Here is a 24742-nt window from a genome sequence, read left to right on the forward strand (position 1 = left end):
TTTGAGAGGCGTTGGGCGGAAGGCTGCTGACACCGCCGGATGGACAGCGAAACCGGGCGTCGTCGAGGCGCGCAATTTCGAGAGACGCGATGTTAACACGGATAAATCGGGCGAATCGTGCCGCCGATCTGGCCCCTGTGCACGCACACCGACCGGTCAAAAATGCCGTCCCGCATTGCACGCCGTGCCACAATATCGAGACACCTACGCAAGAGGATGCCCGCATGAGTTCACTACTGAAAGTCGGCGTGATGGGCTACGGCCTGGCCGGCGCGACGTTCCACGCGCCCGTCATCGAGCATTGCGGACGCGCGACGGTCGCCGCCATCGCGACGAGCCAGGCTGAGCGCGCGCAGGCTGATTATCCGCAGGCCGCGATCGTCGCCGATTTCGATGCGCTCGTCGCCATCGACGAGATCGAGTGCATCGTGATCGCCACGCCCAACGACACGCACTTCGACCTCGCGCGCCGCGCGCTTGCGGCGGGCAAGCACGTGGTCGTCGACAAGCCGGTGACGCTGTCGGCCGCCGACGCTCGCACACTCGCCGATCTCGCGGCGCAACGCGGTCTGCTGTTCGCGCCCTTTCACAACCGGCGTTGGGACGGCGATTTCATGACGCTGCGCGCGCTGATCGAAAGCGGCCGACTCGGGCGCGTGACACACTTCGAATCGCATTTCGACCGTTTCCGCCCGAAAGTGCCGCAGCGCTGGCGCGAGGAGACGTCGCGCGGAGGCGGCCTGCTGTTCGACCTCGGGCCGCATCTGATCGATCAGGCGCTTACGCTGTTCGATACGCCGCAGACCGTTTTCGCGACGGTCCGGGAGCATCGCGACCACGCGCACGCGCCGGATTACGTGCATCTGCTGCTCGGTTACGGCGACAAGGAAGTCGTCCTGCACGCGACCGCGCTGGCGGCGCTCGAACCGCCGCGGTTTGCCGTCCACGGAACGCGCGGCAGTTACGTGAAAAACGGGCTCGATACGCAGGAAGATCAGCTGAAAGCGGGCCTGCGTCCCGGCGACGCCGAATTCGCGAAGAATCCGCCCGGTCTCCTGCGCGAAGTGGACGGCGATCACGACCTGCGTCACGAATTCGCAACCCGCGACGGCGCCTACGCCGACTACTACCGCGCGCTGGCGGCGTCGATTCAGGAAAAGAAGCCGTTCCCGGTTTCGGCGCAGGACGCCGTCGATGTGATGACGATCATCGAACTCGCGATGCAAAGCGACGCCGAAGGGCGGCGTGTGCCGTTCGCCCGAATCTGACGTGAAAGCGCGCGGCTCAGGCCCGCGCGCGCCCGTCACTCGGCGGTTTCCTAATCTGTTTGACAAGCCCAATACGGTCGCGTAAATTCGGCCGCACGCGTCGGGAGAGCGTGTGGCCGCAGGTTTTGCGCGCCGCGCCGCCGAAGGGGCACACCCGCAAACTCTCAGGCAAAAGGACCGACCGCGTCGAGGAAAATGCGCTCATCGAGCGGTTTTCTTCGCACTCTGGAGAGCGGCACGGCTTTCACGCTGGTGCCCACCGAAGGGGCGCGCGATGGACCAGACGTCTAGGGTCCGCGCAATCTCTCAGGTACCGAGGACAGAGGGGTCATGCTTCGATCCGCCACGCGGTTTGGGCTTTGCATGCTGCATTTGCGACTTCGCGCGAGCCGGGTCGAAACCGCAGCCTGAAAAGCCGAAACCGCCGGTGAAGTCGATGCATGGCCTTTTTTGTTTTTGCGAACCGAGGCCCCGATGACCGAACTTCAACACACGCCCCTCCACGCCGCTCACCTCGCGCTCAATGCCCGCATGGTGGACTTCGGCGGCTGGGACATGCCCGTCAACTACGGCTCGCAGATCGACGAACACAAGGCCGTGCGCACCGACGCGGGCATGTTCGACGTGTCGCACATGCGCGTCGTCGATTTCAACGGCGGCCCGGTCCGCGATTTCTTCAAGCTCGCGATCGCCAATAACGTCGACAAGCTCACCACGCCCGGCAAGGCGCTTTACTCCTGCCTGCTCAACAGCCGTGGCGGCGTGATCGACGACCTGATCGTCTACTACTTTTCCGAAGACCATTTCCGCGTCGTCGTGAACGCGGGCACCGCCGAGAAGGACATCGCGTGGTTCGGCCAGCTGAACGCCGAAGGTGAATTCGGCCTCACGATCACGCCGCGCCGCGATCTGGCGATCGTCGCCGTGCAGGGTCCGAACGCACGCGAAAAGGTCTGGCAAGTGGTGCCGGAGACGCGTGCCGCAACCGAATCGATCAAGCCGTTCAACGCCGTGACCTTCCCGTCGACGCCCTTCGGCGAACTGATGCTCGCCCGCACGGGCTACACCGGCGAGGACGGCTTTGAGATCGTCGTTCCGGCGGCGCACGTCGAAGCGCTCTGGAACGCGCTTGCGGCGCAAGGCGTGAAACCGGCCGGCCTCGGCGCGCGCGACACGCTGCGGCTCGAAGCCGGCATGAATCTCTACGGTCAGGACATGGACGAAAACGTCTCGCCGCTCGACGCGGGCCTCGCGTGGACCGTCGACATGAAATCGTCGCGCGATTTCATCGGACGTACGGCGCTCGAAGCGGACGGCCAGAAGTCGAATTTCGTCGGATTGATCCTGCACAAGGAAAATGGCCGCGCCGGTGGCGTGCTTCGTGCTCACCAGAAAGTCGTCACGCCGGCGGGCGAGGGCGAGATCACGAGCGGCACGTTTTCCCCTTCGATGCAGGAATCGATCGCGTTCGCCCGGGTGCCGGCGAGCGTGAATCCCGGCGACATCGTGAAGGTCGTGATCCGCGACAAGCAACTTCCCGCGAGCGTGGTAAAACTGCCCTTCGTGCGCAACGGCAAGGTGCTCGCGAGCCTTTGACGAGGCCGCGTCGCACGGGCGGTGCGCATGTCCGAACCATACCCTCAAGAACCACGCACAGGAGCATCCAATGAGCATCCCGGCCGAACTGAAATACACCGAATCGCACGAATGGGTCCGCACCGAAGCTGACGGCACGCTCGCGATCGGCATCACCGATCACGCGCAGGAAGCGCTCGGCGACATCGTGTTCGTCGAACTGCCGGCGGCGGGCAAGACCGTCGCGGCCGGCGACGCGATTGCCGTCATTGAATCGGTGAAGGCGGCATCCGACATCTATGCACCGGTTTCGGGAGAAATCGTCGCGGCGAACGACGCGCTGACGAGCGGCCCGGACCAGATCAACGGCGCACCGTACGAAAGCTGGCTCTTCAAGATCAAGCCGGCCGCGGACGCCAGTCTCGACAAGCTGCTCGACGCCGCAGGCTACGGCCAGTCGATCGGCGAATAATCTTTTAATCGACGGTGCGGCTTTTCACGGGTAAAAGCCGCCGGAAACCGCACCTGCAGGAATTCACATGAAGCTCGACACTCCGGATCGCCTGATGAACCGCTCATCCCTGTCCCTCGCCGCGCTCGAATGCCACGATGCATTCGCCGAGCGGCACATCGGCCCCGATTCCGCCGACCAGCGCGCGATGCTCGACGCGCTCGGCTTCGCCTCGCGCGCGGCGTTCATCGACGCGGTGATCCCGGAATCGATCCGCCGCCAGGAGACCTTGCCGCTCGGCGCGTTCACGCAGCCGAAGAGCGAGGCGGAAGCGCTGGCTTCGCTCAGGAAGCTCGCGGATCAGAATCTGGTGTTCCGGACTTACATCGGTCAGGGCTATTACGGCACGCACACGCCGGCCGTGATCCTGCGCAACGTGCTGGAAAATCCGGCCTGGTACACGGCGTACACGCCGTATCAGCCCGAGATTTCGCAAGGGCGCCTGGAAGCGCTCCTGAACTTCCAGCAGATGATCATCGATTTGACCGGCCTCGCAATTTCGAACGCGTCGCTGCTCGACGAAGCCACCGCCGCCGCCGAAGCGATGACGCTCCTGCAACGCGTCGGCAAGCCGAAGTCGAACGTGTTCTACGTCGCGGCCGACGTGCTCCCGCAGACCATCGAAGTCGTGCAGACGCGCGCGAAGCCCATCGGCGTGGAAGTGAAGGTCGGACCGGCGGCGGACGCGGCGTCGGCGAATGCGTTCGGCGTGCTGCTGCAATACCCGGGCGCGAACGGCGACGTGCGCGACTATCGCGCGCTCACCGAAGCGATTCACGCGGCAGGCGGTTACGTGGTTGCCGCCGCCGACCTGCTCGCGCTCACGCTCCTCACGCCGCCGGGCGAATGGGGCGCGGATGTCGCGATCGGCAATACGCAGCGTTTTGGCGTGCCGGTCGGCTTCGGCGGTCCGCACGCGGCTTACATGGCCGTGCGCGACGAATTCAAGCGCCAGATGCCGGGGCGTCTCGTCGGCGTGACCGTCGATGCGCAAGGCAAGCACGCGCTGCGTCTCGCGCTGCAGACGCGCGAACAGCACATCCGTCGCGAGAAGGCGACGTCCAACGTGTGTACCGCGCAGGCGCTGCTCGCGATCATGGCAAGCATGTACGCGGTTTATCACGGCCCGCACGGACTGAAGACGGTTGCGCTGCGCGTGAACCGCGTCGCGTCGATCTTCGCGGCGGGCGCGCAGAAGCTCGGCTACGCGCTGGCTAACGACACTTTCTTCGATACCGTGACGATCGAAAGCGGCGCGAACACGACCGCGCTGCATCAGGCCGCTTCCGCTGTGCACATCAACCTGCGCCATGTGGATGCGCAGCACGTGGGCGTGTCGCTGGACGAAACCACCACCCGCGACGACCTGATGAAGCTCTTCGCGCTGTTCGCGGAAGTCGCGGGCAAGACGGAAACCTTCGACATCGACGCGCTCGACGGCGCGCTCAAGGATTCGCTGCCTGCCGAACTGCATCGCACGAGCGATTTCCTGACGCACCCGGTCTTCAACCGTCACCATTCCGAGCATGAAATGCTGCGCTATCTGCGCAGTCTCGCCGACAAGGACCTCGCGCTCGACCGCACGATGATCCCGCTCGGCTCCTGCACGATGAAACTCAACGCGACCTCGGAAATGCTGCCGGTCACGTGGCCTGAATTCGCGCAGATCCATCCGTTCGCGCCGGCCGAGCAGACGGTCGGCTACCGCACGATGATCGATCAGCTCGAACAGATGCTGGTTGCGTGCACGGGTTATGCGGCCGTCTCGCTGCAACCGAATGCGGGCTCGCAAGGCGAGTACGCTGGCTTGCTCATCATCCACGCGTACCATGAGTCGCGCGGCGAAGGGCATCGCAATGTCTGCCTGATTCCGGCGTCCGCGCACGGCACCAACCCGGCTTCCGCGCAGATGGCGGGCATGCAGGTCGTCGTCGTCGCGTGCGATGCGAATGGCAACGTCGATATCGAAGACCTCAAGGCGAAGGCCGGGAAGCATTCCGCGAATCTTGCCGCGATCATGATCACGTATCCGTCGACGCACGGCGTATTCGAGCGCAACGTCCGCGAAATCTGCGAGATCGTGCATGGCCACGGCGGCCAGGTGTACGTCGACGGCGCGAACATGAACGCGATGGTCGGCCTGACCGCGCCCGGCCAGTTCGGCGGCGACGTCTCGCACCTGAACCTGCACAAGACGTTCTGCATTCCGCACGGCGGCGGCGGACCGGGCGTCGGTCCGGTCGCGGTCGGCGCGCATCTCGCGAAGTTCCTGCCGAACCAGCACTCGACCGGCTATCAGCGCGACGAAAGCGGCATCGGCGCGGTGTCGTCGGCGCCTTATGGCTCGGCCGCGATCCTGCCGATCTCGTGGATGTACATCGCGATGATGGGCGCGAAGGGCCTCACCGCTGCGACCGAAAGCGCGATTCTCGCGGCGAACTATGTCGCGAAACGTCTCGCGCCGCACTATCCGGTGCTTTACAGCGGCCCGGGCGGACTTGTCGCGCACGAGTGCATTCTCGACGTGCGGCCGATCAAGGAGTCGAGCGGCATCTCGGTGGAAGACGTCGCCAAGCGCCTGATCGATTTCGGCTTCCACGCGCCGACGATGAGCTTCCCGGTGCCCGGCACGCTGATGGTCGAGCCGACGGAATCGGAGTCGAAGGAAGAACTCGACCGCTTCATCGACGCGATGATCCGGATTCGCGAAGAAATTCGCGCGGTCGAAGAAGAGCGCGCCGATCGCGAGGACAATCCGCTGAAGCATGCGCCGCATACGGCGGCCGTCGTGACCGCCGACGAGTGGACGCACAAGTACACGCGCGAGCAGGCGGCGTATCCGCTGAAGTCGCTCGTCGAGCGCAAGTACTGGCCGCCGGTCGGCCGCGCGGACAACGCCTATGGCGACCGCAACCTGATGTGCTCGTGTGTGCCGGTATCGGAATACAACGACTGACGTGGACGTTACAACACCGCCCGGAAGCTTCGGGCGGTTTTTGCTTCAGCCGCCCAATCCCGGCTAACATCTCACCCCGAACCAAAGCCAATCAAGGGAGTTCGCATGGCGCTGAAGGTGCGAGTGGGGAACGAGGCGGGCCGCCGATGGCAAATGCAGGCCGCGCTCGCCGCGATTGCAGCGCTCGCCGCGATCGCGACGCAGGGCGCGCACGCCGCGATGAATTTCTGCGCCGCGCCCGCGATGCAGTCGAGCGAGCGGACCAACGCCGACCCCGGCGTGAGGGCGCTCGTGAAGATGGTGCAGTCGCACGTAAACGACCAGCCCAAAGCGCGCGCGAAGCTGCATACTGAAGGCACGCTGCCGCACGAGGGCATCTACGACGAGAGCGTCGAAGCGGAGAAGGACCTGGGACTGATGCGCGACGCCGCGCTCGCCTGGCGCGCGACCGGCGACGAACGCTATCTGCGGCTCGTCGAGCGATTCCTGCTCGCGTGGGTCACGACCTATCAGCCAAGCTTCAATCCGATCGACGAAACGAATTTCGAGTCGCTGATCCTCGCCTACGACCTGACCGCGAGCGCGCTGCCGGTCAAGACGCGCAATGCGGCGAACGCGTTCATCTCGAAGATGGTGGCGGGCTATGTCGAGGACATCGACAAGCAGAACCGGCCGCTCGAAGGCACATATCGCAACAACTGGCAGAGTCACCGCGTCAAGCTGATCGCGATGGGCGCGTTCACCATCGACGACCGCAAGATGATCAACGCGGCACAGCGTCTTTTTGTGGAACACGTCGGGGACAACATCGCGCCGGATGGCTCGACGGTCGATTTCGCGGAACGTGATGCGCTGCACTATGTCACTTACGACCTTCAGCCGCTCGTGACGGCGGCGCTCGCGGCGCGGCGTCACAACCGCAACTGGATCGCGGACCGCGCGCCTTCGGACGCGACGCTCGCCGCCGCGCTCAACTGGCTGACGCCGTACGCGCTCGGCACGAAGACGCACGAAGAGTTCGTGCATTCGTCGGTGCCGTTCGACGCCAAGCGGCGCGAAGCCGGCCTGCCGGGCTATTCGGGCCAGTGGGACCCGAAGAATGCGGCGGAACTGTTTCATCTGGCGGCGCGTCTCGACGGCCGTTATGCGCCGGTCGCGCTGCGGCTCGCCGCGACGCCACCCGCCTGGCTTGCGGTCTGTCTGCCGCTGCCGGCGCGCTAATCAATCCAACTCGCGATCAGACCCGCAGGAGCAGTCATGGCAGTCAGCGTTTTCGATCTCTTCAAAATCGGCATTGGTCCGTCCAGTTCGCATACGGTCGGGCCGATGCGCGCGGCGCTGATGTTCGTGCAAGGACTCGAACGCGACGGACTGCTCGACGCGGTTGCGTCGGTGAAATGCGAGCTCTATGGGTCGCTCGGCGCGACGGGCAAGGGCCACGGCACGGATCGTGGTGTGATGCTCGGCCTGATGGGCGATGCGCCGGATACCGTCGATGCCCAGACGATCACGCCGCGGCTGGAGGCCGTCCGCACGTCGAAGAAGCTCGGGCTGCTCGGCAAACATGAGATTCCGTTCGTGCAGAAGGAGCACATCGGCTTTTATCGACAAGCGCTCGCCGAGCATCCGAACGGCATGAAGCTGCATGCTTTCGATGCGGGCGGCGTGCTGCTTCGCGAGGCGACCTATCTGTCGGTGGGCGGCGGCTTTGTCGTGACGGCGGGCGCGGCGAACACGGCGGTGCTGACCGCGCACGAGCACTTGCCGTATCCGTTCCAGACCGGCGACGAGTTGCTCGCGATGTGCGTCGAGTCGGGCAAGTCGATTGCGCAGTTGATGTGGGAGAACGAGCGCGTCTGGCGCAGCGCCGAGGACATTCGCGCGGGTCTGTTGCACATCTGGGATGTGATGCAGGCGTGCGTCGCGCGTGGATGCGGCATCGGCAATCCCGAAGCCGACGGCAACCTGCCCGGCCCGTTTCAGGTGAAGCGCCGGGCGCCGCAGTTGTATCGCGCGCTCGCCGGAAAGCCGGAACAGGCGCTGCGCGATCCGCTCTCGATGATCGACTGGATCAATCTCTATGCCATCGCGGTGAACGAGGAGAACGCGGTCGGCGGACGCGTCGTGACCGCGCCGACCAATGGCGCTGCCGGGATCATTCCCGCGGTGCTGCATTACTACGACCGGTTTATGCCGGGATCGAACGAGCAGGGCGTGATCGACTTCTTGCTGACGGCGGCGGCCATCGGCATCCTGTACAAGATGAATGCGTCGATTTCGGGTGCCGAGGTCGGCTGTCAGGGCGAAGTGGGTGTCGCCTGTTCGATGGCGGCGGGCGCGCTCGCCGCCGTGATGGGCGGCACGCCGACGCAAGTCGAAAACGCCGCCGAGATCGGCATGGAACACAACCTCGGGCTGACCTGCGATCCGGTCGGCGGGATGGTGCAGATTCCGTGCATCGAACGTAACGCGATGGGATCGGTCAAGGCCGTCAATGCCGCGCGCATGGCGATGCGCGGGGATGGGTCGCACTATGTGTCGCTCGATTCGGTCATCAAGACGATGCGCGAAACCGGTGCCGATATGAAAACCAAGTACAAGGAAACGTCGCGGGGCGGGCTGGCGGTGAATATCGTGGAGTGTTGATTGCCCTGCCCGCGATGTTCAACGCCGTCTGATGCAGAAGCACATCCAACGGTGTTGAACCCTTGCCCGAGGCACATTACGCGCCGATCAGATTCACCACCTTCACATTCCGCGTATCCGGCACTTCCGCATAGGAAAGCACCTTCAACTGCGGCAGGCTGCGCCGCAGGAACCGCGCGAGCATCGCCCGCAGCGAATGTTGCACGAGCAAGACCGGCGGCAAGCCGAGATTCTGCTGGCGCATGATCGCATTCTGCGTCGAATTCAGAAGTGTCTGCGCGAGCCCCGGTTCCAGCCCCGGATTCGCTCCCGTCGACAGCGCCTGCGACAACACCCGCTCAAGCGTCGGATCAAGCCCCATCACCTGCAGATCGCCGCCGCCCGGATACCACTGCTGCGAGATTGCGCGGCCCAGCGCAAGACGCACCGCCGCCGTGAGTTCGTACGCATCGCCGATCTTCGGCGCGTGCTCCAGCAACGAATCGAGGATGGTGCGCATGTCACGGATCGGCACGCCTTCGTCGAGCAGGTTCTGCAGCACCTTCTGCAGCGTCGTGAGCGAGACGGTCTTCGGCACGAGGTCGTCGGTGAGCGACGGCGTGTCCTTGCCGATGCGATCCAAGAGCGCCTGCACTTCCTGACGCCCGAGCAACTCGGCAGCATGCGTGACGACGAGATGGTTCAAGTGCGTGGCGACTACCGTGCTCGCATCGACCACCGTGTAGCCGTAGACCTGCGCCTGCTCGCGCATGTTCGTATCGATCCAGACGGCCGGCAGCCCGAACGCCGGGTCCTGCGTCTGCGTACCCGGCAGCGCGGCGGAGACCTGTCCCGGATTGATCGCGAGCCACTGACCCGGGAACGCCTCGCCGACGCCCACTTCAACGCCCTTGAGCGAGATGCGATAGCCGTTCGGACGCAGTTCGAGGTTGTCGCGGATATGGATGACCGGCGGCAGAAAGCCGATTTCCTGCGCGAACTTCTTGCGAATGCCCTTGATGCGCTTGAGCAGTTCGCCGTCTGTGTTCTTGTCGACGAGCGGAATCAGCCGGTAGCCGACTTCGAGGCCCAGCGGATCGATCAGCGCGACGTCGTCCCACGACGCTTCCGCGTTCTCGACCGGCGCGGCAGCGGCCGGCGAGACATCGGTGATGGCGCCCGTCCTCTTCTTTTCGGCGGCGCGCTTGTTCATCGAGCGCGCGGCGTAAATCAATCCGCCGCCGAGCAGCATGAACGCGAAGTGCGGCATGCCCGGAATCAGGCCCATGATGCCGATGATCACGCCCGTGATCATCAGGACGCGCGGGTTCGTGAACAACTGGCCGGTCAGCTGCGTGCCGATGTCTTCCTCGGTCGCAACGCGCGAAACGATCACGCCGGCCGCCGTCGAGATGATGAGCGAAGGAATCTGCGCGACGAGGCCGTCGCCGATCGTGAGCAGCGTGTAGTTCGTGGCCGCGTGGCCGAAGTCCATGTCGTGCTGGAGCATCCCGACGATCAGCCCGCCGACGATGTTGATCACCATGATCAGCAGGCCCGCGATGGCGTCGCCGCGCACGAACTTGCTCGCGCCGTCCATCGAGCCGTAGAACTCGGCCTCCTGCGCGACTTCCACGCGGCGCTTCTTCGCCTGCTGCTCGTTGATGAGGCCGGCGTTCAGGTCGGCGTCGATCGCCATCTGCTTGCCGGGCATCGCATCGAGCGTGAAGCGCGCGCCCACTTCGGCGATCCGGCCCGCGCCCTTCGTGATGACCATGAAGTTGATGATCATCAGAATCACGAACACGACGATACCGACCGCGAAGTTCCCGCCGACGAGAAAGTGCCCGAACGATTCGATCACCTGGCCGGCGGCGTCGGGGCCGGTGTGGCCTTCGAGCAGTACGATACGCGTCGACGCGACGTTCAGCGACAGGCGCAGCAAGGTCGAGAAGAGCAGCACGCTCGGGAACGCGGCGAAGTCGAGCGGCTTTTGCGTGTACATGCTGACGAGCAGCACCATCACCGAAAGCGCGATGTTGAAGGTGAACAGCAGATCGAGCAGGAACGCCGGCAACGGCAAAATCATCATGCCGAGGATCATGCAGATCAGGATCGGGCCGGCGAGCGCCCGCAGGTTCTGGCTCCCGAGCGCGTCGGGCCGTTTGGCGAAAAATCCAGCGCGCGCGTTCATGCTGCGGCTCCATCAGTAGTGTTGTCGGCAGAAAGCGCGTCAGCGGCTTCCTGTTCTGCGTCGGCGTCGGAGACGCTGCCCTTGTCGAGTTCTTTCGGGACGTCGAGATCGGACGGCTCGTCGGGCTTCGCGCCGCCGCCTTCCTGGAAGCGGCGCAGCTGATAAACCCACGCCAGCACTTGCGCCACGGCGCCGTACAGCGCGCCCGGAATCTCGCGATTGATCTCGACGTTGTGATACAGCGCGCGCGCAAGCGGCGGCGCTTCGAGCAGCGGCACGTTGTGCTCGCGGCCCAGCTCGCGAATGCGCGCCGCCACGAGGTCCACGCCCTTCGCGACGACCTTCGGCGCGCGCATCTGCCCGTCGGTGTACTTGAGCGCGACGGCGAAGTGCGTCGGGTTGGTGACGATCACGTCGGCGGTCGGGATCGCCTGCATCATCCGGCGGCGCGCGGCGGCGCGCTGCTGCTGGCGGATGCGACCCTTCACATGCGGATCGCCGTCGTTTTCCTTGTGCTCGCGCTTCACTTCTTCCTTGCTCATGCGCAGCTTCTTCGCGTGCGACCACATCTGATAGGGCACGTCGAGCGCGGCGATCACGAAAAGTCCGGCGATCGCCATGCCGCAGCACACGAAGATCATGTGCATCGCTTCGGCGAGCGCGAGGTCGAGCGGCTTGGTGACGAGCCCGAGCACCTCGGCCTTGCGGCTCCATATCGCCCAGCCGGCCATGCCACCAACGACGATCGTCTTCAGAAGCGACATGCCGAGCTGGACCGGGCCCTGCACCGAGAAGATCTTCCCGAGGCCGCTCACCGGATTAAGCCGTCCGAAGTTCGGCGCGAGCGTCTTGGTGGTGAGGAGCCAGCCGCCGAGCGCCATCGGTGCGGCGAGGGCGGCGAGACAGGTCATCGCGAGCACGGGCAGGAGCGCCAGAAAGCCTTCCTTGCTGGAATTCGCTGCGCCGATCATCATCTGGTGCGTGTCGAGAACCGTTGCGCGGTCGAACGTGAACGCGCCGCGCAGGATGGACTGCAGATGCGTGCCGATGGAACCGGACAGCCCCCAGACACCGAAGAATCCGGCCGCCAGCAGGGCGAACGAGGCGAGGTCCCGCGAGCGCGCGACCTGGCCTTCCTCCCGCGCCTTTTCAAGACGTTTGGGAGTAGCTGACTCGGTCTTTTCGAGATCGCTTTCTTCTGCCACTGCGCTATCGCTCCGTGCTCGCCGGCAAATTGCCTAATTTCGATGACGGTGATTATTGCGAATCGCGACGGGCGACGATCGGGGGATAAGGGGAGGGAAAAAGGGGTTATTCGGATGATGGGACGGGGCGGCCGCCGGTTTTCCACGGCGGATGCACACAGGATGCGCGGCAGCCGCCATCGTCGAAGGGTGCGCCGGAAAATGCGCAACGCGCGTCAGCGGGTCCGGACCGCCTTCGCTAGGAGCCGGTGGCTGCCGTTTTTGCGGTTGCGCCGCCGGTCGCCGCCGTCGTCCGGCCGGGCGCGTCGCCTGCCGCCGCAGCCGAGGCTGCCACGGGCGCCGGCGCTTCCACGCCGCCCGTCTCGCGATTCATCTGCCCGATGTCCCAGCCGCCGCCGAGCGCCTTGACGAGGCCCACCGACGACACCATCCGCTGTCCAGCGATGTTTGCGAGCTTCTGCTGCGCGACGAACGCCGTGGTCTGCGCGGTCAGCACATTCACATAGCCGACGGTGCCGGCCTTGTACTGGTTGTTGACGATCGCGAGCGCCTGCTGCGCCGACTGGACCGCCTGCTGCTGAACGACGATCTCGTTTTCGAGGATGCGCAGCGAGGCCAGATTGTCCTCGACGTCCTGGAACGCGGTGAGCACCGTCTGCCGGTACGTCGCGACGTTCTGGTCGTAGGCGGCGCGCGCCGCTTCGGTCTGTGCGCGGCGCAGGCCGCCGTCGAAGATGGTCGCCGCGATGTCCGGCCCGAGCGTCCAGAAACGCGACGGCGCACGCAGCAACTGCGACAGTACCGAGCTCTGGAATCCGCCCGACGCCGAGAGCGTGAGCGTCGGAAAGAACGCCGCCATCGCGACGCCGATCTGTTCGTTCGCCGCCGCCGCCTTGCGTTCGGCGGAGGCGACGTCCGGCCGACGCTCGAGAATCGCGGACGGCATCTGCGCCGGCACGGACGGCGGCGTGGCGTCGAGCGGCACCGCGGGCAGCGAGAACGTCGAAGCCGGCTCGCCGACCAGCACCGCGATTGCGTGCTCGAACTGCGCACGCGCCACGCCGTTATCGATCGCCGATGCCTGCGCCGACTGCAATTGCGTCTGCGCCTGAATCACGTCCGAGCGTGCGACGATGCCCTGCGCGTATTGGTTCTGCGTGAGCTGGAGCGATTGCTGATAGGCGGCGACGGTATCGTCGAGAAGCTTTTGCTGCGCATCCAGCGAGCGCAACTGGAAGTAAGTCTGCGCGAGGGTGGCCTGCGCGGAAAGGCGCGCGTTCGCGAGATCGGCGGCGGCGCTTTGCTCGCCGGCCTCCTGCGCGTTGACCGAGCGGCTCACGCTGCCCCACAGGTCGGGTTCCCAGGTGGCGTCGAGGGCGAGGCTGAAGCTGTTGCCGATCGACGTGCTGTTCGATCCAGTCGACGTGTTGCGCGCGTTGGTGCCCGTGCCGGAGCGCGAACCGGACGCCGACAGGCCGACGGTCGGGAAGTAGGCCGCGCGTGCTTCACCGACGAGCGCCCGCGCCTGCCGATACGCCGCCGCGAATTGAGCGATGCTCTGGTTCGACGCGTTCAGCCGGGCTTCGAGTTCGTCGAGTTGCGGATCGTCGTAGATGGACCACCAGTTTCCGCGATCGGCGCGATCGGCCGGCTGCGCGACCTTCCAGCCCTCGGGCGCTTCCTTGTAGGTTGCCGGAACCGCGGCGGACGGCCGCTGATAATCGGGGCCGACCGCGCAGCCCGCGACGAGCAGGGTCATCGCGGCGGCGAGCGCCAATGCGGGGAAGCGGACGGTGAAGCGGGGCGTGGCGGACTGAGTCTGGCTGAACGGCATCTGCGTGATGATCCTGTCGGAGCGACGCGAACGGAGCTGAAGCAGGCGGAATCGCGACGATCCGAGATGGTAACGGAACAGGGAGAACGCCCGCGAAAAGCGGGCGTCAGGCAGACGTTAGCGTAGCGGCTGGAAAGGGCGCGTGGGTTACCCGATCGCGCCAAAAGGTTACGGCGGTTTACGAGTCGCTTCTCAGCACTCGCCGTGCGAACAGGGCGTCGGGCCCGGCAGCAGTTTCGGCACGCGTGCTTGCGTCTGCGTTTTCATCTGCGCCTGCGACTGGCGGGGCTTCACTGCACGGCGCCGGTTCCGGTTCTCGAACCAGCCCATGCCCAGCACCACGAACGACCCACCCGGCAGCAAGAACACGAATACGTAGAGCGCGAGTTTCCACGACGTCAGATTAGGCGGAACGACGTGACGGGAAGCGCTGGCGATCGTGCTGCTGACATGGCCGAAGCGTCGGCGGGCGGTGCGTGCAAAGCGGGTCATGGGAATCCTTGGGGCATCGACTGAGCGATGCGGGCAAGCGGTCAAGACATGTTTCGGGCGGCGCAACGTGCGCATAACTCGTTGCGTTAAATAATATTGACTGTGCAAGTATTTTTCAAGATACTTGCCGCAACATTTTTGAGATCGTTGTTTTGACGACGCACGAGCGTCCCTATTCTCGACACTGATGAACAGCGAACCTCTCTACGACCCCTCGACGATCCAGCTCCAGACGAGCCTCGGCTACTATCTGGCGAAGGCGCGCAACGTGCTGATCGCGCGCACGGACCGGGCGCTCAGGCCGCTCGATCTGACGTCGCAGCAGATCGGCGTGATCCTGACGCTTGCGGACGGCCGCGCGCATACACCGCTCGAACTGTCGCGCGAGATGTCTTACGACAGCGGGTCGATGACCCGCATGCTCGACCGGCTGGAAAAGAAGGGCTTTGTGACGCGCGAGCGCAGCGAGTCGGACCGGCGCATCGTGGAGCTCAAGCTGACGCAGCGCGGCGCGGACGCCGCGGCGCAGCTGCCCGCCATCGGTGCCGCAGTGCTGAACGAGCAGTTGAAGGACTTCAGCCGTGCCGAACTCGATACGCTGACGAGCCTGCTCGCGCGCCTGATCGCGAACGTGCCGGCAGGCGCGGCGTCTGCTGCATGTGAGGTCGGCGAGGAAGACAGCGCCTGAATGCTGGCCGCACGGGCAAGTTTTGCGCGTGTATGCCTGTCTGAGCAGAGAATGCCGTTGCATCAAAAACAAGAACGTTTTTGCTGGAGATTTTCGACTATGGCAGCATCCGCAGCGCATCCCGGCAGCGACGCCCCGCCGCGCGCGCCCGCACCGCTCACGGGCGGCGTGCTCGCGCTCCTGACGATGGGCCTCGCGCTCGGTACGTTCATGGAAGTCCTCGACACGTCGATCGCCAACGTCGCCGTGCCGACGATTTCCGGCAGTCTCGGCGTCGCGACGAGCGAAGGAACATGGGTGATCTCGTCGTATTCGGTGGCGTCGGCGATTGCGGTGCCGCTCACGGGCTGGCTCGCGCGACGCGTCGGCGAAGTGAAGCTCTTCACGATCTCCGTCGTACTGTTTTCGATTGCGTCGGCGCTTTGCGGGTTTGCGCACAACTTCGAGTCGCTGATCGCGTTCCGGCTGCTTCAGGGCCTCGTTTCCGGGCCGATGGTGCCGCTATCGCAGACCATCCTGATGCGCAGCTATCCGCCCGAAAAGCGCGGCCTCGCGCTCGGCCTGTGGGCGATGACGGTGATCGTCGCGCCGATTTTCGGCCCGGTGATGGGCGGATACATCACCGATAACTTCAGTTGGCCATGGATTTTCTACATCAACGTGCCGATCGGGATTTTCTCGGCGGCGATCGCTTTCTTCTTGCTGCGCGGCCACGAAACGAAGACATCGAAACAGCGGATCGACGCCGTCGGACTTTCGCTGCTCGTGATCGGCGTCGCGAGCCTGCAGATGATGCTCGACCTGGGCAAGGACCGCGACTGGTTCAGTTCGAACTTCATCGTGACGCTGGCGATCGTCGCGGCCATCGCGCTCGCGTTCATGTTCGCGTGGGAGCTGACCGAAAAGGAGCCGGTGATCGACCTCTCGCTCTTTCGCGACCGCAACTTCGCGATGGGCGTGCTGATCACGTCACTCGGATTTCTCGCTTTTTTCGGCTCGGTGGTCGTGTTGCCGCTGTGGTTGCAGACGGTGATGGGGTACACGCCGGGCCTCGCCGGTCTCGCGACGGCGCCGGTCGGTATTCTGGCGCTCGTGATCTCGCCGATTCTCGGGCGCAACATGCATCGGCTGGACCTGCGCGTGGTGGCGAGCTTCGCGTTTCTGGTGTTTGCGTTCGTGTCGCACTGGAACTCGACATTCACGCTCGATACGCCTTTCAACCAGATCGTGATCCCGAGGCTGATACAGGGGATCGGCGTGGCGTGCTTCTTCGTCCCGATGACGACGATCACGCTGTCGAGCGTCCCCGACGACCGGCTGGCGGGCGCCGCGGGGCTGTCGAACTTCCTGCGGACGCTTTCGGGTGCGATCGGCACGGCCGTCAGCACGACGTACTGGGAGAACGACATGATTCGCCACCACGCGGTGCTGACTGAGTCGGTGACCGCCTATTCGGCAAATACGAGCGCCTATTCGGGTGCGCTGTCCGACCTCGGGCTCGCCGGACAGTCGATTACGGCGCAACTCGAACGCGTCGTGACGGCGCAGGCGTACATGATGTCGACGAACGACTTCTTCCGGATTTCGTTTTATGGATTCGTCGGACTGGCGGTGCTCGTCTGGCTGACCAAGCCGAAAAAGGGCGCGGGGCCATCGATGGGCCATTGAGCGCTCATCTTCGCGCTACTCCATTTAAAAGCGGCTCCGCAGCGTTCAAGCTGCCGAGCCGCTTTTCTTTACAGCGCGCTTTATTCCGGCGTCAGCGTCTGGCCCGATTGTCCCGGCTGCGCTTCGAGTGCGCGCGGCATCGGCTGGACCGGCGGATTCGACTGCGCGCGCGGCGGCGCAACTGGCGTGACGGGCGGCAGCGCATTGCCGGGATTGGTCGCCGCGGCGCCGGGCTGCGGCGACGGGCCGCCGCGCACAAACTGCTTGAAGTCCGCGCCCGCTTTCCACGGATTCGGCTCGCAGCCGAGCATGTTGTCGCAGTGAGCGGCGAAGCCGATGGTCGCCGTGCCTTCGTTGCTCGGCGTCTTCGTGATCTGGTAGGCGAGCGCGCGCTTGCCGCCAGAGGGGCCCGCCGTCTGGATGATCGAATCGGTGACGGTCTGAAGCTTGTATTCGGAGTGGTTCGTGACCCAGACCTGCGCGCGGCCCCACCACGCGTCGCATTCCGCCTTGTTCATGCAGGTGAGCGGCGAGGTCGCCTGCTCCATCGTCTCGCCGCTGACCTGGCCTTGCGTCGAGCAGCCGACGACGAGCGCAATCGACGCCATTGCCGCCAGCGCCGATGCCGATAGCATCGTCTTTTTCATTTTTTCTCCTCAGAGCGTTGATCGATAAGACACTAATTTTCGACCCGACCGGCGATCCGCGCGTTTCGGCAGGTTGCGCTCTGTTGCAAAAGGGGTAAGCCTTGCCGCCCGATGGGCGGCAAGGCAAGGAAAAAAGACGATATGGGATCGGGCGCGCCTGAAACTCAGACGCTCACGCGATTGAGCGTATAAGCGCGGTACGCGGCGATAAAAGCGTCGAAAGAGCCGGCTTCGTCACGTTCGATGGCGGCTTGTTGTTCGAGAGACTTCGCCGCGAGCTCATCCAGTTCGCGCGTGATCGCTTCGGGAAGCGGGCGCGAGCGGAAGAATGCGGCGTGCTGCTCGCTCAGATCGAGCGCGAACGCGCCGAAGCTCTGCTGCTTGTCGCGCATGATCTGCAGCACGCGCGCCGACGGTGTCAGTGCCACATCGGCGAGCCGCGCGCGTTGCGTGGCGAGTGCGCGCATGTATTCGTCGGTGCCGTTGAGCGCGTCGAGCGTCTCGGCGACCGGTGCGATCCTGTCGAGCAATTCGGTGCCCCACGCCTGCATCGGCACGGCGCGCCCATCGCGAGAGAGGTCGAGCCCCGGCTTGCGGCCTTCCTTCGCGACGCGGCTGAAGTTGTCGTTGGCTTCGGCGTTCGCCTCGCGCGGCAGGAGCGGGCTGTCATCGAGCGCGCAATAGAGCAGATAGGCGTCGAGAAAGCGCGACGTTTCGAGCGAAATGCCGCTCGGCTCGAACGGATCGATGTCGAGACAGCGCACTTCGATGTACTGCACGCCGCGCGCCGAGAGCGCATGCAGCGGCCGCTCGCCGGGCTGGATGACGCGTTTCGGACGGATCGTCGAGTAGAACTCGTTTTCGATCTGCAGCACGTTCGTATTGATCTGGACCCACTCTCCGTCGCGCTGCGTGCCGATCGCCTCATACGGCGGATACGGCTGGCTGACGGCACGGCCGAGCACGTCGAGGTAGGCGTCGAGGTTGTCGTAGCTCGGCAGGAGCGCCGACTGCGCCGGATTGTTCGTATAGCCCAGATCACTCATGCGCAGGCTCGTGGCGTGCGGCAGATAGAACGTGTCGGCGTCGAAGGTGTCGAGCGTGTGCGGCTTGCCGCGCACGAAACCCGCTTCGAGCGCCGGCGACGCGCCGAAGAGGTACATCAGGAGCCAACTCGTGCGGCGAAAATTCCGGATCAGCGCGAAGTAGCGCTCCGACTGGAAATCGACCGCCGACAGCGTATTGCCCTTTTCCAGCGACTGCCACGCGCGCCAGACGTCCTCGCTCAGCGAATAGTTGTAGTGGATGCCGGCGATGCATTGCATGGTGCGACCGTAGCGCAGCGAAAGCCCGCGCCGGTACACGTACTTCAGCATGCCGATATTCGACGTGCCGTACCAGCCGATCGGGATTTCGTCGTCGGGCGGCAGTTCGCAGGGCATCGAATCGTTCCAGAGCAATTCGTCGCCGAGCTTGCCATAGACAAAGCGATGCAGCGTGTCGAGATGTTCGAGCGCGGCTGCCGAATCGGCTTTCGCGTCGGTGATCAGTTCGACGAGCGCTTCCGAATAGTCGGTCGTGATCTGTGGATGCGTCAGCGCCGAGCCGAACGCGCGCGGATGCGGCGTCATGGCGAGCTTGCCCTCGCGCGTGACGCGCAGGCTCTCCCGCTCGATGCCGCGCAGGCCATGGCGCAGCGCATCGGCGCAAGAACCTGCGGCGAGCGCCGAGAGGCGATGCCGGAAGGCGTCGGTGGCGGGGTGGACGGAATTCTTGTTTGGCATTGAGCGACGCGTGCGACCGGGTGCGATGAAACCAGGCCCGATACGATATTTTGAGTAGCGGGCACTTTAACATCTCGGTGTTTCGCGTGCTTGAAGCCAGTTCCCACAAGGGTTTGCGGGGTTTTCGCGGGTGCTCTGCGGCCGCTTGCAAGGCGGTCTCCGACAAGAACTTCGTGAGGCGGACCGCAGTGCCGGTTTTGCATGGTCCCGGCGCGCGACCGATGGGAGTTTTTTCGATTGCTACGCGCCGCGCGTCCCGCGTAGAGACGCGGGGCGCGTGACTCGTCGTACTGCTTGCATCACTTGTTTTCGCCGCGCTCCCGCTCGGTCTTCAGGAGCGCCGCCTTGCGCGGCGCGCCCCACCGATACCCCGACAGCCCGCCGCCTTTCTGCACGACGCGATGGCACGGAATCGCAAGCGCCACCGGATTCGACGCGCACGCGTTCGCCACCGCCCGCACCGCGCGCGGCGAGCCGAGCGCGTCGGCGATGTCGGTGTAGCTGCGGGTCTCGCCGTAGGGGATGCGGCGCAGCGCGTCCCATACGCGCTGCTGAAACGCGGTCGCGCCGATGTCGAGCGGCAGGTCGAAGCGCTCGCGCGTGCCGTTCAGATACGCGCGGATTTGCGCAATGAACGGCTCGATGCGCTCGCGATCCTCGATGCGCTCGGCCTGCGACAACTCCGCCGCCAGCTCGTGCGCGAGCGTCTCCGGATCGTCGCCGAACGCGATCTTGCAGATGCCCTTCTCCGTCGCGGCGACGAGCACGGTGCCAAGCGGCGTCGGTGCGGTGGCGTAGCGCACGGCGAGCCCGGCGCCTTTTTTCCGGTACACCGAGGGTGCCATCCCAAGCTCAGCCGACGCCGCTTCGTACATCCGCGAGGGCGAGCCGAAACCGGCGTCGTGGGTGGCGCGCGTCACGTTCTCGCCGCGTTGCAGGCCGGAGCGCAGGGCTTCCGCTCGACGCGCCGCCTGATATTGCCGCGGAGAAACACCGACTACCCGCGTGAACAGGCGCTGCAGGTGAAACGGACTGACGTGCACGGCGTCGCTCAGTTGCGCGAGCGTCATGCGCTGCTGCGGTTCGGCGTCGAGCGCCTTGCACGCCCGCTCGACGATCGCGAGTTCGCGCGGCAGGCTGGTCGGCTGGCAGCGCTTGCATGGACGATAGCCGGCGCGTTCGGCTGCGCTCGTCGTCGAGAAGAATTCGACGTTCTCGCGGCGGGGCGCCCGCGACGCGCACGAGGGACGGCAGAAGACGCCCGTTGTGCGCACGGCGAAGAAGAACGCGCCGTCGGCGTGGCTGTCGCGGTCGACGACGGCCTGCCAGCGGCTTTCGTCAGAGGAAAAGGCGGTTTCGGAAGGGATTTGGTAAGCGGTATTCATCACGACCTCGATGGCTCTGGGTACGCGATCACTGTAGAGCGCCGCCTCCAAGCGTACGCGCCGGTTCTTGCGCTGTCATTTCGCGCTTGCCCGCGCGAAGTGTCTCGCAGAAGCGACAAATCGGCGCCATAGGGGTTTTTACTACAATTTCTATTGCGTCGCACCAACCTGCTGTGTATTATTGGAAATGTCTCCTCCATGTCTCCTCCTGATATGGATTCAACCCGCTCCGCAACGAGCGGGTTTTTTTTCGCCTGCGCGTTTTGCGCGACGAGGCGTCGTGAGCCGTTCCAGCGACGGCGTTACACTCGTCCGCACCACCGGAACGAGGAGCGACGATGCACTTCACCATCCGCGAAATCGATCACGTCGTGATCCGCTGCGCCGATCTCGACAACATGGTGCGCTTCTACGGCGCCGCGCTCGGATGCCCCATCGAAAAGGAACAGCGTGATCTCGGCCTCGTACAGTTGCGGGCAGGCCGCTCGCTGATCGACCTGCTCGCGGTCGGCGCGAAGATCGACCGGCCGGACAGCGGCGCGCCGGGCGCGGGCCGCAACATGGATCATCTGTGCGTGCGCGTCGAACCGTTCGATCCGGCCGCGCTGCGCAAGCATCTCGCCGAAAACGGCGCGCGCATCGGCGAAGAAGCCAATCGATACGGCGCGGAAGGTTACGGCCCGTCGCTGTATCTGTTCGATCCGGAAGGCAACCTGATCGAACTGAAGGGGCCGCCCGACGCGTGAAGCCGCCTCCGCTTACTTCGACGCCTCTTTAAGCACCGTCCATTCGACCGCGACGGGATCGGCCGTCGCGCTGCCGAGCGACACCTCGCCGTCCTGCACGGTCATCTGCAGGCGCATCGTGCGTTCGGCGAGCTTGCCGAGCGACTCCGCCACGCCGTCCGCAAGCGACCACACGGTCACGTTCTGCATCCGCTCGACCTTGGCTTTGACGCCTTGCCACCAGATGTCGGCGGTGCGGCCCGCATAGGCGATCACGATCACGCGCGCCGCGCGCCCGCTCGCCTTCGCGATGCGCCGCTCGTCGGGCTGCCCCGCTTCGATCCACGTCTCGATCTGCCCGGTCAGGTCCTTCTGCCAGAGATCGGGCTCGTCGGTGTCGGAGAGACCTTTGCAGAATTCGAGCCGCTCGTCGGCAAACATGCCGAACGCCGCGACGCGCACCATCATCCGCTCGTCGGTTTCGGACGGATGACGCGCGATGGTCAGCGAATGGTCGCCGTAATAGTGCCGATCCATGTCGGCAATCTGGAGTTCCGCTTTGTAAATCGTCGATTTGAGGGCCATGCAACACCGGAAAACCGGCCGCACGGGCCGGTGTGGAAAAGTTCAAGCAGATGAAGTATCGAAGGACGTGCCGTACACCTCGGCGGCCGCGTCGCGCAATGCGTTGAGCATGACCGTCGCCGCCGGCGACAGTAATTGCGTTTGCCGCGTGATGATACCGAAAGCGTCCATCCGGCACGGCAAATCGATCGCCAGCCGCTTCAGCACGCCGGATTCCTCGTACTGCTGCGCGACTTCCGCAGGGACGACGGCGAGCATGTCGCTTTGCAGGAGCAGGCTCGAAATTGCCAGAAAATTGTTGGTATTGACGACATTTTGCGGCGGATTGAGGCCGATTTGCGAAAACGCGAGATCGAACCGGTGACGCAGCACACTGCCCGGCGGATGCAAGACCCAGCTCGCGTTGACGATGGCGCGCAGCGTCAGGCCGGTCGTGAGCTCCATCGGATGGCCGGGGCGGGCGACGACACACAGCGGTTCGTCGGCGGCGAGCGGCTCGTAGCGTACGGCGTCCTTGAACTGGCCCTGTCGTTCGAGCACGCGGCCGATCATGATGTCGAGTTCGCCCTCGGCGACGCGCGGCAGCATCACGTCCGACGTCTCCACCTGAAGCCAGATCTGCAGGTGCGGATAGCGCTCCTTCACGCGCGAGATCGCGACGGGAACCATCGTCGCGGCGGCGGTCGCGATCGAGCCGATCTGCACCTGGCCGACGAGTCCCGAGCGCAGCGCCGAGATCTCATCGTGCGCCTGGCTCAGATTCGAGAGCACCATCCGCGCGTGGCGAATCATCACTTCACCGTAGAGCGTCGCGTGCATGCCGTGCGGCGTGCGGTCGAAGAGGCGCACTTCGAGCACGTCTTCGAGTTCCTTCAAGAGGCGCGACGCCGCCGGCTGCGTCATGCCGAGCACGTCGGCGGCGCGGCGCACGTTGCCTTCTTCCTCCATCGCGGCGAGCAGCAGCAACTGACGCGTCTTCAGCCGCGCCCGCACGAACCAGTTCGAATAACTCTGCGCCATTGCGTCGCCCGGAGGTGGAGTTGCGCCGATGATGCCATACCAGCCTTGATATGGCGATGGGCCGAAAACTGATTGGAAAGTCATCGCGCGACTGCTTAAGCTTCGAGCACTTCCAGCCACGAGCGCTTACGTCTTTAGCCGATGAAACGCGAATCCCATCTCCCGGAGCTTTTCAAGCACTACCTGAACGGTGGCTGGGAGACGGGCGCGACTGTGGGCCTCTCGTTGAATCCGTCCGATCTCGACGAGCCCGTCGGCGAATACGTGCGTGCCGATGCCCACCAGACCGACGCCGCCATCGACGCCGCGTGCGCCGCATTTCCCGAGTGGTCGCAATCGGGCGGCACGCGGCGCGCCGAAGCGCTCGACGCGATCGGCGGCGAACTGCTTGCGCGCCGTGCCGAGCTCGGCCGGCTGCTCGCGCGCGAAGAAGGCAAGACGCTGCCCGAGGCGATCGCCGAAGTCACGCGCGCCGGGCACATCTTCAGGTTTTACGCGGGCGAGGCGCTGCGCATCGGCGGCGAGCATCGCAGTTGGGTGCGCCCGCATATCGATATCGACATCACGCGCGAGCCGCTCGGCGTGATCGGCGTCGTCACGCCCTGGAGTTTCCCGCTGGCGATTCCGGCGTCGAAGATCGCGCCCGCGCTCGCCTACGGCAACTGCATCGTGTTCAAGCCGGCGGAGCGCGTACCCGCCTGTGCGTGGGCGCTCGCCGACATCATCAGTCGCTCGGGCCTGCCCGCCGGTGTGTTCAACCTCGTGCTCGGCAGCGGGCGGCAGGCGGGCGCGCGGATCGTCGCGAATCCGCTCGTGCAGGGCGTGAGTTTCGCCGGGTCGGCCGCGACGGCGGCAGCGGTTCGTGAAGCTGCCACCGCGCGCCAGACGCGCGTGCAGCTCGACATCGGCGGCAAGAATCCGCTCGTCGTGCTCAACGACGCCGATCTGAACACCGCTGTCGACGCCGCCATCGACGGCTCCTATTTCGCGGCCGGCCAGCGCGCGACGGCGTCGTCGCGCCTGATCGTGGAGGCGGGCATCCACGACCGTTTCGTCGACGCGATGCTCGCGCGCCTCGCCACGCTCGACGTCGATCATGCGCTGAAGAAGGGCGTCGACATCGGCCCGCTCGCCGACGAAGAGCAGTTCCGCAAGAGCCTCGATTACATCGCGATCGGCAGGAAGCAAGGCGCGCACTTGCTGCACGGCGGCGAGCCGCTGGAACGCCCGACGCGCGGATTTTTCATGCAGCCGGCGTTGTTCACCGGAACGCCCGAGATGCGCATCGCGCGCGAGGAGATTTTCGGGCCGGTCGCAGTCGTGATTCGCGCCGACGACGACGCCCACGCGCTGCACCTCGCGAATGAGACGCCGCGTGCACTGTGCGCCGGCATCTGCACGCGCTCGCTGCAGCACGCAACGCATTTCAGGCGCCACAGCCAGAGTGCCCTGGTGACGGTGAACCTGCCGACGACGGGCGTCGATCATCACGTGCCGTTCGACAATACCGACTTCTACACGACGACAAAAACCGCCTACATGGCGAGCTAGGACCGAGAGAAGCAGCTGCAAAGCAGGCG

19 protein-coding genes and 2 riboswitches are annotated in these 24742 nt (G+C 65.1%); of the genes, 10 read left to right on the top strand and 9 right to left on the bottom strand.

Going from position 1 to position 24742, the window contains the following annotated elements:
- Positions 1–224 precede the first annotated feature (224 nt).
- From AWB81_RS00940 to AWB81_RS00965, 6 genes are all read left to right on the top strand, one after another.
- Entirely contained in the window at positions 225–1268 is a 1044-nt protein-coding gene (locus tag AWB81_RS00940; RefSeq protein WP_062632022.1) for an oxidoreductase, read from the top strand.
- A gap of 91 nt (positions 1269–1359) precedes the next feature.
- Positions 1360–1459, top strand: a riboswitch (glycine riboswitch).
- A 24-nt stretch (positions 1460–1483) separates the two neighbouring features.
- A riboswitch (glycine riboswitch) is annotated at positions 1484–1601 on the top strand.
- A 141-nt stretch (positions 1602–1742) separates the two neighbouring features.
- A complete protein-coding gene (gene gcvT, locus AWB81_RS00945) occupies positions 1743–2864 on the top strand; it encodes a glycine cleavage system aminomethyltransferase GcvT (RefSeq protein WP_062632023.1) in 1122 nt (373 codons plus the stop codon).
- 70 nt (positions 2865–2934) lie between these two features.
- Complete coding sequence (gene gcvH, locus AWB81_RS00950) at positions 2935–3315, top strand: glycine cleavage system protein GcvH (protein ID WP_062632024.1); 381 nt, start codon at positions 2935–2937, stop codon at positions 3313–3315.
- Positions 3316–3382: 67 nt separating this feature from the next.
- On the top strand, positions 3383–6310 hold the full coding sequence (gene gcvP / locus AWB81_RS00955) for an aminomethyl-transferring glycine dehydrogenase (protein WP_062632025.1): 2928 nt from the start codon (positions 3383–3385) through the stop codon (positions 6308–6310).
- Between the two features lie 105 nt (positions 6311–6415).
- Positions 6416–7531, top strand: a complete 1116-nt coding sequence (locus AWB81_RS00960; RefSeq protein WP_062632026.1) for an alginate lyase family protein — start codon at positions 6416–6418, stop codon at positions 7529–7531.
- Between the two features lie 36 nt (positions 7532–7567).
- Positions 7568–8956 (top strand): L-serine ammonia-lyase, encoded by a 1389-nt coding sequence (locus AWB81_RS00965; protein ID WP_062632027.1) that lies wholly within the window; start codon positions 7568–7570, stop codon positions 8954–8956.
- Between the two features lie 76 nt (positions 8957–9032).
- Here the strand turns inward: AWB81_RS00965 and flhA are convergent, their stop codons facing one another.
- From flhA to AWB81_RS00985, 4 genes are all read right to left on the bottom strand, one after another.
- Positions 9033–11129 carry a flagellar biosynthesis protein FlhA gene (gene flhA / locus AWB81_RS00970; RefSeq protein ID WP_062632028.1) on the bottom strand — a complete coding sequence of 699 codons (2097 nt, stop codon included), beginning with the start codon at positions 11127–11129 and terminating at the stop codon, positions 9033–9035.
- Positions 11126–12334, bottom strand: coding sequence for a flagellar biosynthesis protein FlhB (gene flhB, locus AWB81_RS00975; RefSeq protein WP_062632029.1), 1209 nt, complete (start codon positions 12332–12334; stop codon positions 11126–11128). Before flhB ends, flhA begins: the two co-directional genes overlap by 4 nt.
- Positions 12335–12572: 238 nt before the next feature.
- The gene (locus AWB81_RS00980) at positions 12573–14168 is read right to left on the bottom strand and encodes an efflux transporter outer membrane subunit (protein WP_062632030.1); all 1596 of its coding nucleotides are present in this window, start codon (positions 14166–14168) and stop codon (positions 12573–12575) included.
- Positions 14169–14360: 192 nt separating this feature from the next.
- On the bottom strand, positions 14361–14660 hold the full coding sequence (locus AWB81_RS00985; RefSeq protein ID WP_062632031.1) for a hypothetical protein: 300 nt from the start codon (positions 14658–14660) through the stop codon (positions 14361–14363).
- A 187-nt stretch (positions 14661–14847) separates the two neighbouring features.
- Here AWB81_RS00985 and AWB81_RS00990 point away from each other — a divergent pair, with 187 nt between their 5' ends.
- Both AWB81_RS00990 and AWB81_RS00995 read left to right on the top strand, forming a co-directional pair.
- Positions 14848–15348: a MarR family winged helix-turn-helix transcriptional regulator gene (locus tag AWB81_RS00990; protein WP_062632032.1), complete on the top strand. Its 501-nt coding sequence runs from the start codon at positions 14848–14850 to the stop codon at positions 15346–15348.
- A gap of 99 nt (positions 15349–15447) precedes the next feature.
- Complete coding sequence (locus AWB81_RS00995; protein WP_062632033.1) at positions 15448–17016, top strand: DHA2 family efflux MFS transporter permease subunit; 1569 nt, start codon at positions 15448–15450, stop codon at positions 17014–17016.
- Positions 17017–17096: 80 nt separating this feature from the next.
- Here AWB81_RS00995 and AWB81_RS01000 read toward each other — a convergent pair whose 3' ends face one another.
- The 3 genes from AWB81_RS01000 to ada form a co-directional block, all read right to left on the bottom strand.
- Positions 17097–17663, bottom strand: coding sequence for a hypothetical protein (locus tag AWB81_RS01000; protein WP_062632034.1), 567 nt, complete (start codon positions 17661–17663; stop codon positions 17097–17099).
- 164 nt (positions 17664–17827) lie between these two features.
- On the bottom strand, positions 17828–19447 hold the full coding sequence (gene gshA / locus AWB81_RS01005) for a glutamate--cysteine ligase (protein ID WP_062632035.1): 1620 nt from the start codon (positions 19445–19447) through the stop codon (positions 17828–17830).
- A 299-nt stretch (positions 19448–19746) separates the two neighbouring features.
- Entirely contained in the window at positions 19747–20832 is a 1086-nt protein-coding gene (gene ada / locus AWB81_RS01010; protein ID WP_062632036.1) for a bifunctional DNA-binding transcriptional regulator/O6-methylguanine-DNA methyltransferase Ada, read from the bottom strand.
- A 338-nt stretch (positions 20833–21170) separates the two neighbouring features.
- Here ada and AWB81_RS01015 point away from each other — a divergent pair, with 338 nt between their 5' ends.
- Positions 21171–21578, top strand: a complete 408-nt coding sequence (locus AWB81_RS01015; protein ID WP_062632037.1) for a VOC family protein — start codon at positions 21171–21173, stop codon at positions 21576–21578.
- Positions 21579–21590: 12 nt separating this feature from the next.
- On the opposite strand, the gene AWB81_RS01020 is transcribed toward AWB81_RS01015, so the two are convergent.
- Positions 21591–22142 carry a YaeQ family protein gene (locus AWB81_RS01020; RefSeq protein WP_062632038.1) on the bottom strand — a complete coding sequence of 184 codons (552 nt, stop codon included), beginning with the start codon at positions 22140–22142 and terminating at the stop codon, positions 21591–21593.
- A 42-nt stretch (positions 22143–22184) separates the two neighbouring features.
- Positions 22185–23162, bottom strand: coding sequence for a LysR family transcriptional regulator (locus AWB81_RS01025; RefSeq protein WP_062632039.1), 978 nt, complete (start codon positions 23160–23162; stop codon positions 22185–22187).
- Positions 23163–23303: 141 nt separating this feature from the next.
- Between AWB81_RS01025 and AWB81_RS01030 the strand changes: the two genes are divergently transcribed.
- The gene (locus AWB81_RS01030) at positions 23304–24713 is read left to right on the top strand and encodes an aldehyde dehydrogenase family protein (RefSeq protein WP_062632040.1); all 1410 of its coding nucleotides are present in this window, start codon (positions 23304–23306) and stop codon (positions 24711–24713) included.
- Positions 24714–24742 lie beyond the last annotated feature (29 nt).

This window comes from Caballeronia arationis (assembly GCF_001544975.2).
Classification (GTDB): Bacteria; Pseudomonadota; Gammaproteobacteria; order Burkholderiales; family Burkholderiaceae; genus Caballeronia; species Caballeronia arationis.